This is a genomic window from Dactylosporangium sp. NPDC049525 (genome assembly GCF_040676755.1).
Taxonomy (GTDB): Bacteria; Actinomycetota; Actinomycetes; order Mycobacteriales; family Micromonosporaceae; genus Dactylosporangium.
Window position 1 is genome coordinate 705,753 of the sequence record NZ_JBFAPO010000001.1, and the last position, 12,874, is coordinate 718,626.

13 protein-coding genes, 3 tRNA genes and 2 pseudogenes are annotated in these 12,874 nt (G+C 70.6%); 4 read left to right on the forward strand and 14 right to left on the reverse strand.

What is annotated here, in order from left to right:
* Position 1: 1 nt before the first annotated feature.
* On the reverse strand, positions 2–1,219 hold the full coding sequence (locus AB0K00_RS03180; RefSeq protein WP_363514370.1) for an ABC transporter substrate-binding protein: 1,218 nt from the start codon (positions 1,217–1,219) through the stop codon (positions 2–4).
* Positions 1,220–1,475: 256 nt separating this feature from the next.
* On the opposite strand from AB0K00_RS03180, the gene AB0K00_RS03185 reads away from it, so the two are divergent.
* Positions 1,476–1,913, forward strand: a complete 438-nt coding sequence (locus tag AB0K00_RS03185) for a hotdog fold thioesterase (protein ID WP_363514373.1) — start codon at positions 1,476–1,478, stop codon at positions 1,911–1,913.
* Between the two features lie 48 nt (positions 1,914–1,961).
* Positions 1,962–2,354, forward strand: coding sequence for a hypothetical protein (locus AB0K00_RS03190; protein WP_363514376.1), 393 nt, complete (start codon positions 1,962–1,964; stop codon positions 2,352–2,354).
* 322 nt (positions 2,355–2,676) lie between these two features.
* On the opposite strand, the gene AB0K00_RS03195 is transcribed toward AB0K00_RS03190, so the two are convergent.
* The 12 genes and pseudogenes from AB0K00_RS03195 to crtI form a co-directional block, all read right to left on the reverse strand.
* Positions 2,677–2,970: a hypothetical protein gene (locus AB0K00_RS03195; protein WP_363514379.1), complete on the reverse strand. Its 294-nt coding sequence runs from the start codon at positions 2,968–2,970 to the stop codon at positions 2,677–2,679.
* A gap of 486 nt (positions 2,971–3,456) precedes the next feature.
* Complete coding sequence (locus tag AB0K00_RS03200; protein ID WP_363514382.1) at positions 3,457–4,191, reverse strand: hypothetical protein; 735 nt, start codon at positions 4,189–4,191, stop codon at positions 3,457–3,459.
* 102 nt (positions 4,192–4,293) lie between these two features.
* A complete protein-coding gene (locus AB0K00_RS03205) occupies positions 4,294–4,509 on the reverse strand; it encodes a type II toxin-antitoxin system HicB family antitoxin (RefSeq protein WP_363514385.1) in 216 nt (71 codons plus the stop codon).
* A gap of 167 nt (positions 4,510–4,676) precedes the next feature.
* Positions 4,677–4,994 carry a helix-turn-helix transcriptional regulator gene (locus AB0K00_RS03210; RefSeq protein WP_363514388.1) on the reverse strand — a complete coding sequence of 106 codons (318 nt, stop codon included), beginning with the start codon at positions 4,992–4,994 and terminating at the stop codon, positions 4,677–4,679.
* Positions 4,991–5,239: pseudogene (locus AB0K00_RS03215) on the reverse strand (type II toxin-antitoxin system RelE/ParE family toxin); the annotation flags it as partial. The gene AB0K00_RS03210 and the pseudogene AB0K00_RS03215, both read right to left, overlap by 4 nt.
* A gap of 155 nt (positions 5,240–5,394) precedes the next feature.
* A tRNA-Phe gene (locus AB0K00_RS03220) sits at positions 5,395–5,468 on the reverse strand.
* Between the two features lie 13 nt (positions 5,469–5,481).
* A tRNA-Asp gene (locus tag AB0K00_RS03225) sits at positions 5,482–5,555 on the reverse strand.
* 32 nt (positions 5,556–5,587) lie between these two features.
* Positions 5,588–5,660: transfer RNA gene (locus tag AB0K00_RS03230), tRNA-Glu, on the reverse strand.
* 132 nt (positions 5,661–5,792) lie between these two features.
* Positions 5,793–6,674 (reverse strand): polysaccharide deacetylase family protein, encoded by an 882-nt coding sequence (locus AB0K00_RS03235; protein ID WP_363514391.1) that lies wholly within the window; start codon positions 6,672–6,674, stop codon positions 5,793–5,795.
* Positions 6,675–6,877: 203 nt separating this feature from the next.
* The gene (locus tag AB0K00_RS03240) at positions 6,878–7,753 is read right to left on the reverse strand and encodes a MerR family transcriptional regulator (protein WP_363514394.1); all 876 of its coding nucleotides are present in this window, start codon (positions 7,751–7,753) and stop codon (positions 6,878–6,880) included.
* A complete protein-coding gene (idi, locus tag AB0K00_RS03245) occupies positions 7,750–8,295 on the reverse strand; it encodes an isopentenyl-diphosphate Delta-isomerase (RefSeq protein WP_363514397.1) in 546 nt (181 codons plus the stop codon). Before idi ends, AB0K00_RS03240 begins: the two co-directional genes overlap by 4 nt.
* The gene (crtI, locus tag AB0K00_RS03250; RefSeq protein WP_363514400.1) at positions 8,292–9,788 is read right to left on the reverse strand and encodes a phytoene desaturase family protein; all 1,497 of its coding nucleotides are present in this window, start codon (positions 9,786–9,788) and stop codon (positions 8,292–8,294) included. Before crtI ends, idi begins: the two co-directional genes overlap by 4 nt.
* Before the next feature lie 71 nt (positions 9,789–9,859).
* Between crtI and AB0K00_RS03255 the strand changes: the two are divergent.
* Together AB0K00_RS03255 and AB0K00_RS03260 are read left to right on the forward strand one after the other, a co-directional pair.
* A pseudogene (locus AB0K00_RS03255) lies at positions 9,860–10,759 on the forward strand (phytoene/squalene synthase family protein); the annotation flags it as partial.
* 119 nt (positions 10,760–10,878) lie between these two features.
* The gene (locus tag AB0K00_RS03260; RefSeq protein WP_363514403.1) at positions 10,879–12,147 is read left to right on the forward strand and encodes a deoxyribodipyrimidine photo-lyase; all 1,269 of its coding nucleotides are present in this window, start codon (positions 10,879–10,881) and stop codon (positions 12,145–12,147) included.
* Here the strand turns inward: AB0K00_RS03260 and AB0K00_RS03265 are convergent.
* Positions 12,144–12,836: an HAD family hydrolase gene (locus AB0K00_RS03265; protein ID WP_363514406.1), complete on the reverse strand. Its 693-nt coding sequence runs from the start codon at positions 12,834–12,836 to the stop codon at positions 12,144–12,146. The two genes, AB0K00_RS03260 and AB0K00_RS03265, sit on opposite strands and share 4 nt — an antisense overlap.
* Between the last annotated feature and the right edge of the window lie 38 nt (positions 12,837–12,874).

Here is a 12,874-nt window from a genome sequence, read left to right on the forward strand (position 1 = left end):
GCTAAGCCGTTGGAGCCTTTATGCCCGCAGCGACCAGTGCTTTAATCACGAGCGCTGACTCGTCGAAGCCCACCAGCAGGATCGCGGTCGCCTCGAAGCTCTTGACCTGACCCGCGATCGGCGCGAACAGCTTCGTCGCGTCGGCTTTCGGATCGTAGTTGTCCTTCGCCTCATACTTGAGGATCTGCATGTTCGCGGGCTTGATGCCGGCGGCGGCAAGGTCGCTGCGGACCCCTTCCGACAGGCCGCTGCCGTACGTGTCGTCGCGCGCGATGATCGCGACCTTGGTGTGCCCGTCCCGCATGATGATGTCGGCGATCGCCTTGGCCTGCAGGACGTCGGGCGGCGACGTCCGGAAGAACAGCCCCTTGTCGTCGAACTTCGTCAGCTCGTCCGACGTCGCCGACGGCGAGATCATCACCTTGCCGGCCTGCGCGACCCGCGGGATGACGGCCTTGCTCACCCCGGACGCGCCGGCGCCGATGATCACCTGGACGTTCGCCGAGATCAACCGCTCGACGGTCGCCTTGGCGGTCTCGGGGTTGGTGCCGTCGTCACCCTCCTCGACCAGCACCGGCTGGCCGAGCACGCCGCCGGCCTCGTTGATCTCCTTGACCGCAAGCTTGGCGGCGGCGAACATCGGCGGCCCCTGGAACGCCAGCGCGCCGGTCTTCGGCAGCAGCAGGCCGAACTTCAGCGCCGGCCCCTTCCCGCCACCCTTGTTGCCGCCGCTGGCGGGCGGTGCCGCGGTCTTGTTCTCGGTCTTCTCGTCACCCGCGCCGACGAACTCGGTCTTCGCGTCGTCGATGGTGTTGTTCCGGCCGAAGTTGAGCACGCCATACATGGCGGACGACGGCTCGCCCGCGTCGGTGAAGCCACTGCGGCGCAGCGAGATCCCGCGGTACTTGAAATCCTTGCCGGACTTGGCGGCCAGCAGGCACGCGGAGATCGTGTCGCAGATGTTGTCACCGGTGGTCACGCCGATCAGCTGCTTGGCGATCGACGCGGACTCGACCGACTTGCCCGCCTCGGCGGCCAGCGCGGCGACCACGACGGCGTCATAGGCCTCGCCGGCGTAGTTGAAGTCGGTGAGACCGGAGTCGATGGACCTGACCCGGCGCTTGAAGTCGTCGCTGAGCGGGGTCAGCGGGGTCGTGCCCTTCATCCCGGCGAGCACCGCCGGTGAATCCTTGAGCGCCTCACCGAACGAGTTGGCCATGTTGCCGTCTGAGCCATAGAAGCGAATGTCACTCTTTGTCTCAGTGTCGCCGTTACTCTGCGCGGTGGAACCGCAGCCGGACGCGGTGAGCAACAGACCAATCGCGGTGATTGCTCCCACGATGGCTTTGGCCGACCGTGCGCGCATGAGTGTTTCTCCTCCCCAAAGGTGCCGTGCGCACCATAGCGCGGTCTGGCCGCGGACTTAAGTGGGGAGGTGGCCGCCGCGGACGTACCACCCGGTAACCTCTAGCGGCATGGAGGACACTGGCGTCACCGAGAGTGATACCCTGCCCGACGGCATGTCGATGCACGGCACACTGGCCGAACGGATGGGCATTGACCTGCTGGAAGCCGCCCCCGAGCGGGTCGTCGGCACCATGCCCGTCGCCGGCAACACCCAGCCGTATGGCCTGCTGCACGGCGGCGCCTCGGTCGTCCTCGCCGAGACGCTCGGCTCGATCGGCGCGGCCCTGCACGCCGCCCGCCTTTTCAACGGCATTGCGGTCGGCATCGAGGTCAATGCCACCCACCACAAGGCGGCCCGCGCCGGCATCGTCACCGGGGTGGCGACCCCGCTGCGCCTCGGCGGGATGATCGCCTCCTACGAGATCGCCATCACCGACGAATCCGGCGAACGCGTCTGCACAGCCCGGCTGACCTGCGCACTCCGCCGATCGTCGGCCGTGTCATAGTCCGCGGTTTCGGGCCCGTGGCTTGACTGAGGCGCATACGGTGTCGGCGTGGATGAGCCCGGAGACGAGACCTACCAGGACGCCGCCATGGTCCTGGAGTCCGCCCTAGCGGGCGACGGTGAAGGCGTGGTCCACACCTTCGACGCAGTCGTCGACCGCCGCGGGATGAGCGCCGCCTACGACGTCGCATGGCGCCTCGCCGGCGAGATGGTCGGCGAAAACCTTGCCCGCGGCCCCTGGCGCCTGGAGTTCCCAGACATCGACGATGCCAACTACGACAAGCGCTGGGTCGCCCGCTTCGTCAGCGCCTACGCGAACGAGGACATCCCCAGCGGCACGGCCCTGTTCACCGTCGCCCTGGTCGACGGCAAGCTCCCCGACTGCCTGATGACCCTCGCCGGCTCGGCCGTCGCTACGCTCCGCCGCCGCGGTGCCGCTTAGTGCAATTTCGCACTTGCAGAATGGCATTGGGTGCAGCATAGTTGTGCATACGTCGTTACCGAGCGTCGCAGCGCCCGAACCCCTGACCGCGTGTCGACTGAGGGGTCCGCGCGGTCGGGTGAACGGGCGGGCGCTCGCCTAGCCAACTGGCCTTGGTGACCCCGGGCGCCCGCCCCCTTTTCTCGATTCCTCGAGGGGGCCGCCGATGCCACACGATTCCCGACCATTCCCAAGCAACGGCACTTACGCTGCCAGGGACCGCAGCGCCGGCAGTGCCGACAGCCGTGGCGACCTTGGCCGCGCTGCCCCGGGCCGCGCTGTTTCAGGCCGCGCCGCTCCTGGTCGTGGTGACCTGGGTCGTGGTGACGCGGGCGGTGGTGACCTCAACCGTGCCACTCCGGGCCGCGCTGCTCCGAGCCGTGCCGCCCCTGGTCGTGGTGACGTGGGCGGTGGTGACCTCGACCGTGACGCTCCGGGCCGTGCTGTCCCCGGCACCGGTGACCTTGGCTCTGGTGGCCTTGGCCCTGCCGGTTCTGGCCCTGGTGGTGCTCCTCGGCCGCGGGTCGGGCTGGGCGTGCCGTTGCCCGGCCTCGCGTCCCCCGGCGACGTGTCCCACGCGGAGCAGTTCCTCCTGATGCACATGCCCCGCGAGGTGACCCGAGCCTTCTGCTTGGCCTGCCACACCGCGTGGCCGTGCCCGGACGTGCGCTACGCCCGCGCGATCACCGCAGGCCAGGCCGTGTGGGGGAGTCATCTCGCATGAGCACGGTGCACTACTCCCAAGTGGCCGCGGACCGGATCACCGCCGCGAACCGCGCCGTCGGCATCCACGTCGAGTCGGCCACCAGCAACCGCTGCGCGGCCTGCGACCAACCGACGCCGTGCGCCTTCCGCCGCGCCGCCGAAGGAACCCTCCTCGCCTACGGCCAACTGCCTCGCCGTCTCCCAGGTCTCACTCTCCGCTCTTCGGGCGCCACCCTCGTCCAGCCGCAGGCGCGGCCGATCCCACCGTCAGGACGGGCAGGACCTCGCGCCCGGTCACTGGACGCGGCGTTCGGCTGGTTCACCGCGGGAGGGTGCGGCGAACCACTCAACGTGCCACTCAGCCAACCCTCGTCGGCAGCTCCGCCAGCACCCCCTCAGACGCCTGCTCCACCGACGTTTCGGGCGCGCCGCCCGATGCTCCCGCCGCCGACGCCTTCACCGCGTCCGCCGACCCTTCCGCCACCGCCGCCACCGCGCCAGCCGCCGCCTCCGCCGACGTCGGGATCGACCCCTTCGACACTGCCTCAGGCGCGCCGCCCGACCCGTCCGCAGGTGGGTCAACATCCGCTGTCGGAGCCGGACGGACCTCCCCGAGAATCTGCAACCGCTGCCGGATCGCGCCGTCCGTTCGTCCCAGCTCAACGGTCAGGGTCTTGATGGTGGCGCCCTCACGGAAGCGCCGCACCAGCAGCTCGAGATCCGCCGGCTCCCACGGCTGACCGGACTTCGGCGCGGTCGGGCGGGGATCCCTCGACCACGAGTCATACGGCCGCCATCCCCCCGAAGGCGTCGATCCCGGCGGCGGCGAACCCGGCGGCGAGCCACCACCTCGGAAGCCGGCGAGTGCCGACGCGAGCAGCTGGCCGACGTCGGTCGCGTCGCCGGTCGGCAACTCGGCGACGAGCTCAGTGAAGACATAGCCGGAGTCCCACCCGACCAGCCGCAGCCCGACGACGCCGGTGCCGTCGTCGAACGCGGTCACGTCATAGCTGCGATGGTCCAGCATCAACCGCCGCCGGACGTCGGTGCCACGGGTCGGTTGGTCGTCGAAGTCCCAGTCGAAGTTGTTCATGCCCGCACGCTACGACCAGGGTCCGACACTTTTCCTTACCCGTGATGTCATCGTTGCGGGGCGTGACGCCCCCGTGCCCGGCTCAGGCTGGCGCCACGGGAATCATGCAGCGAGGAGATCGACTCGCACAGCCGTGGGCACCGGCAGGGGCTCGCCTCGCTCGCTCAGCAGCCGCAGGTGAAGCTTGATCGCTTCCCGCATGTCGGTTACTGCCTGATCTGCCGTCTCACCAAGCGCGACGCATCCGGGTACCTCGGGCGACCAGGCGCCATAACCGCCGTCCTCCGCGCGTTCTACGACGATCGCGTAGCCACTCACTCCCGCTCCCTCATTACAGTCCCGCGTGTCTTTGTGGCAGAGTCGAGGTCGAACCGCCGAACTTCCGCTCTCAGGTGTCGGCGGTTCTGCGTGGAGGGCACGAACGCAGAGCAACGCGTGTCGCACCATCTCCAGCCGCCCGGGGCATGTTTGCCACGGCGTTGAGATCAGGCGATGGTGGTGATGTCGCCGTCGTCGAAGTAGATGGCCTGGTGGAGGCGACCACCCAGAGCAACCGCGTAGCGGGCGAGGACGTCTTGACCCGAGACCTTGCCTTGCTCGATCTGGGAGACCCGCCCCTTGGTGACGCCCATGCGGTCGGCAACCTGCTGCTGGGTCAGGCCGCGACCGCGGCGCGCTTCGGCGAGGCGGTGACCGGTGACCTCGGCCAGCAGCTCCTGCTTGCCGGCCGCGACGGCTTCCTCGCCGCCCGCCTGCTCCACGAGTTCGCCGCGGATGTCGCTCCAGCGCACGTAGCTGCTCATCGCTGGTCTCCCTCTTCCTGTGCCCGCTCTTTCAAGTAGACCTCGTAGCGCTGCTCCGCCAGCGGTATCGCCTCTCGATACCAGGCATCCCATTGCCCCGCCTTGTCGCCGGCGACAAGCAGGATGCTGGATCGCCAAGGATCGAAGACAAAGAGGATCCGCATGGTGCCCGGTCGTAGCTCTTTGAGGTTCGCCAACGACGAGTGGGTGATGGTGTCGACGAGAGGTCGACCGAGGCCAGGTCCGCAGTATAGCGAAAGCTATACCGGTCGGCCGACCGTCCGCCGTCGCGGTGGCCGCTGTTGCCACATCTTGATCTTCTGGTTGACTCCGGACATACAAAGACCCCGACCGGCGTTTCCGCTGGTCGGGGTCTCATAAAGCCCGGCGAAGAGCTTTGTGGGCAGGGGCGGGGTCGAACCGCCGACCTTCCGCTTTTCAGGCGGACGCTCGTACCGACTGAGCTACCTGCCCAAGATGGGCCTTGCGGTCCTGACGGGACTTGAACCCGCGACCTCCGCCTTGACAGGGCGGCGAGCACTCCAACTGCTCCACAGGACCTTGCTCAACTGCGCCCGGGCGAACCCGGTAAGTACCCCCAACGGGATTCGAACCCGTGCTACCGCCTTGAAAGGGCGGCGTCCTGGGCCGCTAGACGATGAGGGCGGCCCCGCAATCATCGCATACTCTACGACTTGTGCGGTGTTGCTCCCATCCGGCCCCGCCGGAGGCTTTCAGAGCATACGTGACCCGTTCCGCGAAAACCAAATGGGTATCCATCGTGGCGGCGCGGCGCGCTCAGACGGGCATTGCGATCAGGGTGAACTGCTGTTTGAGCTCCGGCAGGAGGGTCTTGTAGGCGGCGAGGGTGGCGCTGCGGTCGCCGCCGCCGTCGTGGGACAGGATGACGGCGCCGGGCTTCGTGTTGTTCCTCACGTTGCTGATGATGTGCTGGGTCATCTGGTCGCCGGACCACTTCTTGGTGTTCCAGTCGGAGGGGTCGACGGTCCAGCCCAGGGACTTCATGCCAAGCTCGGCGGCGATCTGCACCGCGGCGGGAGTGAAGTTGCCGGCGGGGTGGCGGAAGTACTTGATCTGCGCGTCGGGGACGGCCTTGTGGATCTCGTCGTTGGTGCGCTGGAGGTCGGCACGGATGGTGTCGGCGGACTTCTTGCCGAGCTTCTCGTCGTGCTTCCAGGTGTGGTTGCACAGGGTGTGACCGTCCTTGACGATCTCCTGCAGGTACTGCGGGAACTCCTGGACGGCGACGCCGACCACGCAGAAGGTGGCCTTGATGTTGTGCTGGCGCAGCATGGCGAGCAGCTTCGGGGTGTCGGCGCTGGGGCCGTCGTCGAAGGTCAGGGCGACCTGCGCGCCGCCCGCCTGCCGAATGATGCCGTCGGAAGGGGCAGCAGAAGAAGCAGCCGCGGACGGCGACGCGGAGGTCGACGCGGCCGCCGATGAGGACGGGGTGGCGCTGGGCTTGCCGGTGGCGGCCTGCGCGGTGGAGTCGCTGATCGGGCGGGCCTGGGCGCCGCCGTCCTGGCCGCCGCCGGTCGAGCCGGACGGCGCGGGAGACCCGTGCCACGACGCTGAGGGCGCGTCGGTGGCGCCGCAGCCGGCAAGGGCCAGGACGGCGGCGCTGATCAGCGCTCCTAGGGCGAGGCGGGTGCGGGTCATTGTCTGCTCCGGGGATGGGTGCGTGCGGTGGGAAGGCACACGCTAATGACAAGACGCACCCGGCAACCTCCTGCGTTCCGGCCATGGCACGAACCCGGGAGTACCTGGACAAGGGACTTTTACGCAGATGGTTGGTAATGCTTTCCGGGTGGTGTTGTCGGGAAGATGCCCGTCGAACTCTGGAACGCGGAAAACCAAGTGGGCTAAGCGATTGCGGCGATGAGCATGGTCAGTGCCTCGGTCAGGGAGGCGGGGTTCGACACCCCTGCGGGCAGCGCGGCGGCGTTCCAGCCGGGACCGCCGGCGGCGACGACGAGCGGGCGCCGGGGCATGGCGAGCACCGGCTCCAGCTGCCCGGGGTTGCCGGTCGTGGGCAGCTGCGACCAGACCAGCACCGCCGCCGGCCCGGTCCGTCGGACGGCGGTGGCGAGCGCCGTCGGGGGCACCCGCGCGCCGAGCATGCGGGTCGGGACGCCCGCGGCGGCGAGGGCCGCGCCCACCGCCTCCAGGGGAAGGCTGTGCTGCTCCTCGTCGGCGCAGGCGAGCAGGATCTGGGCGGGGACCGTCGGCTCGGGGCGCGGGACGGCGCCGAAGACGGCCGAGACGCAGCCGGACAGGAGGTGCTCGACCTCGACGAGGGCGCCGGTGATCGCGTGCCGGTCGCCGATGGCGGTGAGGACCGGGCGGAGCACCTCGTCCCAGGCGACGACGACGCCCAGGTCGTGCACGGCCGCGGCGACCCGCTGCCGGACCGCGGGCGCGTCGAGCCGCACGGCGGCCCGGTGCAGGCCGCGCGCCGTCGCCACCAGGTCGGCGCCGCCGGACAGCGACGACGGCGCCGGGCCGCGGACGTCCTGCAGCGCCCACCTGGCCGCCTCGTTGGGCGCGACGCCCTCGACGATCAGGCGCTGCATCACCTCGAGGCGTTCGATGTCCTGCTCGGTGTACCGGCGGTGGTGCCCGGGCTCGTGCAGCGACGGGCCCATCCCGTACCGCTGATGCCAGGTCCGCAGCGTGGTCACGGCGACGCCGAGCCGCCGGGCCACCGCGCCCGCCGAATACGCCGCCGCGGCCGTCATGCCGTGGAGCTTCGCCAGGCGGACACGACCCCGGCCAGCCATGGTGCGTACAGGTCCGGGGACCGCGACAGCTGCGTGGCGAGGTCGTCGGCGGCGACCCACTCGACGGCGGCGACCTCGGCGGGATCCACGGCGAAAGGGCCGGCCGGGGACAGCTCGCCGACGAGCACGTGGTCGTACTCGAACTCGACCCGCCCGGTGCCCGGGTCGGCGGCCTGGTAGACGTACACCCCGACCTCCCGCAACGGCAAGGTCGTGATGCCGAGCTCCTCGGCCAGCCGACGGGTGGCCGCGTCCGTGACCGCCTCGCCCGGGGCGGGATGGCCGCAGCACGCGTTGGCCCAGCGCAGGGCGAAGCGGGTCTTCACGGCCGCCCGCTGCTGCAGCAGGAGCCGGCCGTCGGCGTCGACGAGCACGACGGAGAAGGCGCGGTGCAGCCGGCCGGGGGCGCGGTGCGCCTCGTCGACGGTGGCCGACCCGACAGCACCGCCACCCGCGTCGACCAGCTCCACCAGATGCGACTCCCGAGAACGAGGACTCACGACACCACTCCCGTAATGCGTTCGGCTGCCAGGCGACCGGAGATCAGGACCATCGGCACGCCGACTCCGGGCTGGGTCCCCGACCCGACGAAGACCACATTGGACAGTGTGGGGTGGAGGTTGCCCGGTCGGAAGGGTCCGGTCTGGCGCAACGTGTGCGCGGCGGCGAACGGGGTGCCGGCGGCCATGCCCTGATCGGCCCAGTCGGCGGGGGTGACGAACCGCGAGACCTCGATGGCGTCGCCGAAGCCGACGTAGCCGCGCCGTTCCAGGGTGTCGATGAGCTCGCTGCGGTAGGTGCCGCTGAGCGAGCCGCGCCAGTCGAGCAGCGGGGCGGTGAGGTTGGGTGTCGGCGCGAGCACGTAGTAGGTCTGCCGGCCGTCCGGCGCGAGCGACGGGTCGGTGCGGGTGGGGTTGGTGACCAGCAGGGACGGGTCGCTCATCAGCCGGCCCTGGTTGATGACCTCGTCGAAGGTCTCCCGCCAGGCCCGGCCGAAGTGGATGTTGTGGTGGGCGATCGCCCCGTAGGACTGCCGCGACCCCACGTGCAGCACCACGCACGACGGCGAATACCGCAGCTTGCCCAGCAACGGGTTGCGCCACCGGGCAGGGGGCAACAGGTCCCGGTAGGCGACCGGCAGGTCCGGGTTGAGCACCACGGTGTCGGCGGGGAACCGGCGACCGTCGGCGCACACCACCCCGGTGGCGCGGCCGGCGACCACGGAGACCGAATCCACTGAGCACCCGTAGTTGATGGTCACGCCGTGCTTGGTCGCGACATCGGCGAGAGCGCGGGAGACCGCGTGGATGCCGCCCTTGGGGAAGTAGACCCCGGCGACGGAGTCGAGGTAGGCGATCACCGCGTAGAGCGCGAGCGCCTGGTGCGGGGCGACCCCGGCGTACATGGCCTGGAAGGAGAAGATCCGCCGGGTCCGCGGGTCCTGGAAGTAGCTGTTGACCTTGGACTGCAGCCGGCCGAAGCCGCCGCGGACCAGCAGCCGCCACAGGTTGGCCGTGACGAGGTCCTGCGGGCGGTCGAGGTTGCGGTCGATGAAGTCGTCGCGCTCCAGCCGCCACAGCTCCCGCGCGTCGTCGACGAAGCGCAGGTAACCGTCGGCCTCGCGGGCGCCGCACACCCGGGCGACCTCGCCGGCCATCCGCGCGGTGTCGGCGATGACGTCGAGCGTCGAGCCGTCGGGGAAGTGCGCCCGGTAGGCGGGGTCGAGCCGCGTCATCGGCAGCCAGTCGGCGAGATCCTCCCCGACGGTGCCGACCAGGTCCTCGAGCAGCGACGGCATGGTCAGCACGGTCGGGCCGGTGTCGAACTCATAGCCGTCCAGCGAGAGTTTCCCGGCCCGGCCGCCCGGGTAGTCCTCGCGCTCCAGGACGGTGACCTCGCGCCCGGCCGCGGCCAGCCGGATCGCGGCCGCCAGTCCACCCAGCCCCGCACCGACGACGACCACCCGATCGGTCGGTCCCTTCACTACCCGCATGAGCGAAGCGTAGCGTAGGCTCAAGGTTGCGTCGATTGGTGCGTCGATTTGGACCGAGCCGGGAGGCCAGCATGGAGTCAGAGGCCCTGACCGCCGCGTATGAGCGGTGCCGTGCGCTGCACCGCCACCACGGCCGGACCTACTACCTGGCGACCAGGCTGCTGCCCGCCTGGAAGCGCCGGCACGTCCACGCGCTCTACGGGTTCACCCGTTACGCGGACGAGATCGTCGACCGCACCGAGGCGCTGACCCCCCGGGAGCGCGCGAGCGAGCTCGAGGCGTGGGCCGGCCGGTTCGTGCAGGGGCTCTCCGGCGCGCCGACCGACGACCCGCTGCTGCCCGCGGTCCTGCACACCATCCAGGTGTTCGACATCGACCTGGAGGACTTCCGCAAGTTCCTGGACAGCATGGCGATGGATCTCACCGTCACCGACTACGAGACCTACGCCGACCTGCTCGGCTACATGGAGGGCTCGGCCGCGGTGATCGGCACGATGATGCTGCCGATCCTCGAGTCGTCCGACCGGGCCGCCGCCCGCGAGCCCGCCCGCCAGCTCGGCCTGGCGTTCCAGCTCACCAACTTCATCCGCGACGTGGCCGAGGACCTGGAGCGGGGCCGGGTCTACCTGCCGGCCGAGGATCTGCGCCGGTTCGGGGTCACCCGCGAGGACCTGGCGCGGGCTGCACGTGAGCGGCGCAGCAGTCAGAAGATCAAGAGCCTCATGGTGTACGAGGTGCAGCGCGCCCGAGCGCATTACATCGCCGCTGCGGTCGGCATCCAGATGCTCGCGCCGAGCTCGCAGGCGTGCATGCGGGCCGCCTTCCGCCTCTACGGCGGCATCCTCGACGAGGTGGAGGCGCAGGACCACGACGTTTTCGTCCGGCGCGCCACCGTGCCGAAGCTGCGCCGCATCGCCGTCGCGCTGCGCTGCCTGCTGACCCGCCCTGGGGCGCCGGTGCCGATCCCCGGCACGCCGGCGGACGGGTTCGACGAGGTGTCGGCCATGCCGCCGGCCGCCGTGCCGCACCCCCGTGAGCCCGCCGCCGAGCTGCACCTGCCGGCCGTCCTGGACCTGCGCGGCACCGCGGCATGAAGGTCGCGGTCGTCCTGTTCACCCGCGACCTGCGGGTGCACGACAACCCTGCCCTGTCCGCCGCGTCGCGCGCCGCGGAGCGGGTGCTGCCGGTGTTCGTGCACGACCCGGCGCTGCGCGCCGGGGACAACCGGCGCCGGTTCCTCGACGGGTGCCTCGCCGACCTGAAGGCGTCGCTGCGCAAGCGCGGCGCCGACCTGGCCGAGCTGCGGGGCGACCCGGTGGCCGAGGCGGTCCGGGTGGCGAAGGCGGTCGGCGCCGAGGGGATCGGGCTCGCGGACGACGTCAGCGGCTACGCACGCGACCGGGAGCAGCGCCTGCGCCGGGCGTGCGACGACGAGCGCATCGCCCTGAAGACGTTCCCCGGCGTCACGATCGTGCCGCCCGGCGCGGTCCGGCCCGCCGGCGGCGGCGAGCACTACAAGGTGTTCACGCCCTACTGGCGCGCCTGGCAGGCCCAGCGCCTGCGGGACGTCGAGAGCGCGCCCCGCACGCTGCGGCTGCCCGATGACCTGCCGGCCTCCTGGTTCAAGGACAGGCCGGCCACGCAGGGCGGAGAGTCCGCGGCCCGGCAAAGGCTGACCACCTGGCTGCCGAGGCTCGAGGGCTACGACGCCGACCACGACGCCATGGCCGCCGACCGGACGTCCCGCTTGAGCCCGTTCCTGCACTTCGGCTGCCTGTCCCCGCGCGACGTGGCGGCCAGGGTCGACGGCCGCCCGGGCGCCGAGCCGTTCCTGCGGCAGCTCTGCTGGCGCGACTTCTACCACCAGGTCCTGCTCGCGTTCCCGGACCTGCGGCGCAAGGCCTACCGGGCGTCGGCGGAGGACACCTGGCTGGACGAGTCCGACGCGCTGCAGGCGTGGCGCGAGGGGCACACCGGCGTCCCGATCGTCGACGCCGGCATGCGGCAGCTGCTCGCCGAGGGCTGGATGCACAACCGGGCCCGCCTGATCACCGCCTCCTACCTGACCAAGCACCTGCGCGTCGACTGGCGGGCCGGCGGGGACCACTTCTTCGACCTGCTGCTCGACGGCGACGTGGCCAACAACTACGGCAACTGGCAGTGGGTCGCCGGCACGGGCAACGACACCAAGCCGTATCGGCGTTTCAACCCGATCCGGCAGGCGCACCGATTCGACCCCCTGGGCGACTACGTGCGCCGTTACGTGCCGGAGCTGGCCGGGGTGGAGGGCAAAGCGGTGCACGAGCCGTGGAACCTGCCGCAGCCGCCGCGCGGTTACCCGGCGCCCCTGAAGCTCTAAGCGCTCGTCAGCGCCACCCGGAAGGCCGTGGTCAGCGCCTCGTCCAGGTGTTCCAGGAGGTCCCGCGGGTCGGCGTAGACGGTCGCGGCGCCGTGGTCGAGCAGCTCCGCCGCGCACAGCCCGCCGCTGGTGAGCCCGATGCACGGAATCGACAGCGCACCCGCGGCCTTGACGTCCCAGACCGAGTCGCCGACGAACACGACCTCCTCGGCGGAAAGACCCGAGCGGCGCAGCGCCACCTCGACGATGTCCGGCGCCGGCTTGCTCTCCCCGGCGTCGTCGGCGCTGGTCACCGTGTCGATGACCGGGTCGGCGTCCAGGCAGCGCAGCAGCGCGTCGAGCTCCGGCTTCGACGCCGACGTGGCAAGCACGTTGCGCAGCCCGCGGTCGGCGCACGTCCGCAGCAGCGTCCGCGCCCCGGGCAGCCGGCGCAACGCGGTCCAACTCGTCGCGTACAGGCTGGCGTGCGCCGCCCGGAGCGCGTCGTCGTCGCTGGTGTCGTGGTCCTCGCCCAGCAGATGGTCCAGGATCTTGTCCGACCCCATGCCGATCGCCCGGTGGATGCGGGCCGACCCGACGTCGTGCCCGTACTGCCGAAACGCCTGCCACCAGGCCGTCGTATGCAGATAGACACTGTCGATGAGGGTCCCGTCGACATCAAAGAGCACACCGGTCACTGGTTTGGTCATGCGTCCGGTGTACCCACCTGCGGGGGGTTTCACTGGAA

Bases quoted from the DNA above. Each gene is read 5' to 3' on its own strand.
- AB0K00_RS03180 (WP_363514370.1), bottom strand. From the start codon at position 1,219: ATGGCCAACTCGTTCGGTGAGGCGCTCAAGGATTCACCGGCGGTGCTC.
- AB0K00_RS03185 (WP_363514373.1), top strand. From the start codon at position 1,476: ATGGAGGACACTGGCGTCACCGAGAGTGATACCCTGCCCGACGGCATG.
- AB0K00_RS03200 (WP_363514382.1), bottom strand. From the start codon at position 4,191: ATGAACAACTTCGACTGGGACTTCGACGACCAACCGACCCGTGGCACC.
- AB0K00_RS03210 (WP_363514388.1), bottom strand. From the start codon at position 4,994: ATGAGCAGCTACGTGCGCTGGAGCGACATCCGCGGCGAACTCGTGGAG.
- AB0K00_RS03235 (WP_363514391.1), bottom strand. From the start codon at position 6,674: ATGACCCGCACCCGCCTCGCCCTAGGAGCGCTGATCAGCGCCGCCGTC.
- AB0K00_RS03240 (WP_363514394.1), bottom strand. From the start codon at position 7,753: ATGACGGCCGCGGCGGCGTATTCGGCGGGCGCGGTGGCCCGGCGGCTC.
- crtI (WP_363514400.1), bottom strand. From the start codon at position 9,788: ATGCGGGTAGTGAAGGGACCGACCGATCGGGTGGTCGTCGTCGGTGCG.
- AB0K00_RS03260 (WP_363514403.1), top strand. From the start codon at position 10,879: ATGAAGGTCGCGGTCGTCCTGTTCACCCGCGACCTGCGGGTGCACGAC.
- AB0K00_RS03265 (WP_363514406.1), bottom strand. From the start codon at position 12,836: ATGACCAAACCAGTGACCGGTGTGCTCTTTGATGTCGACGGGACCCTC.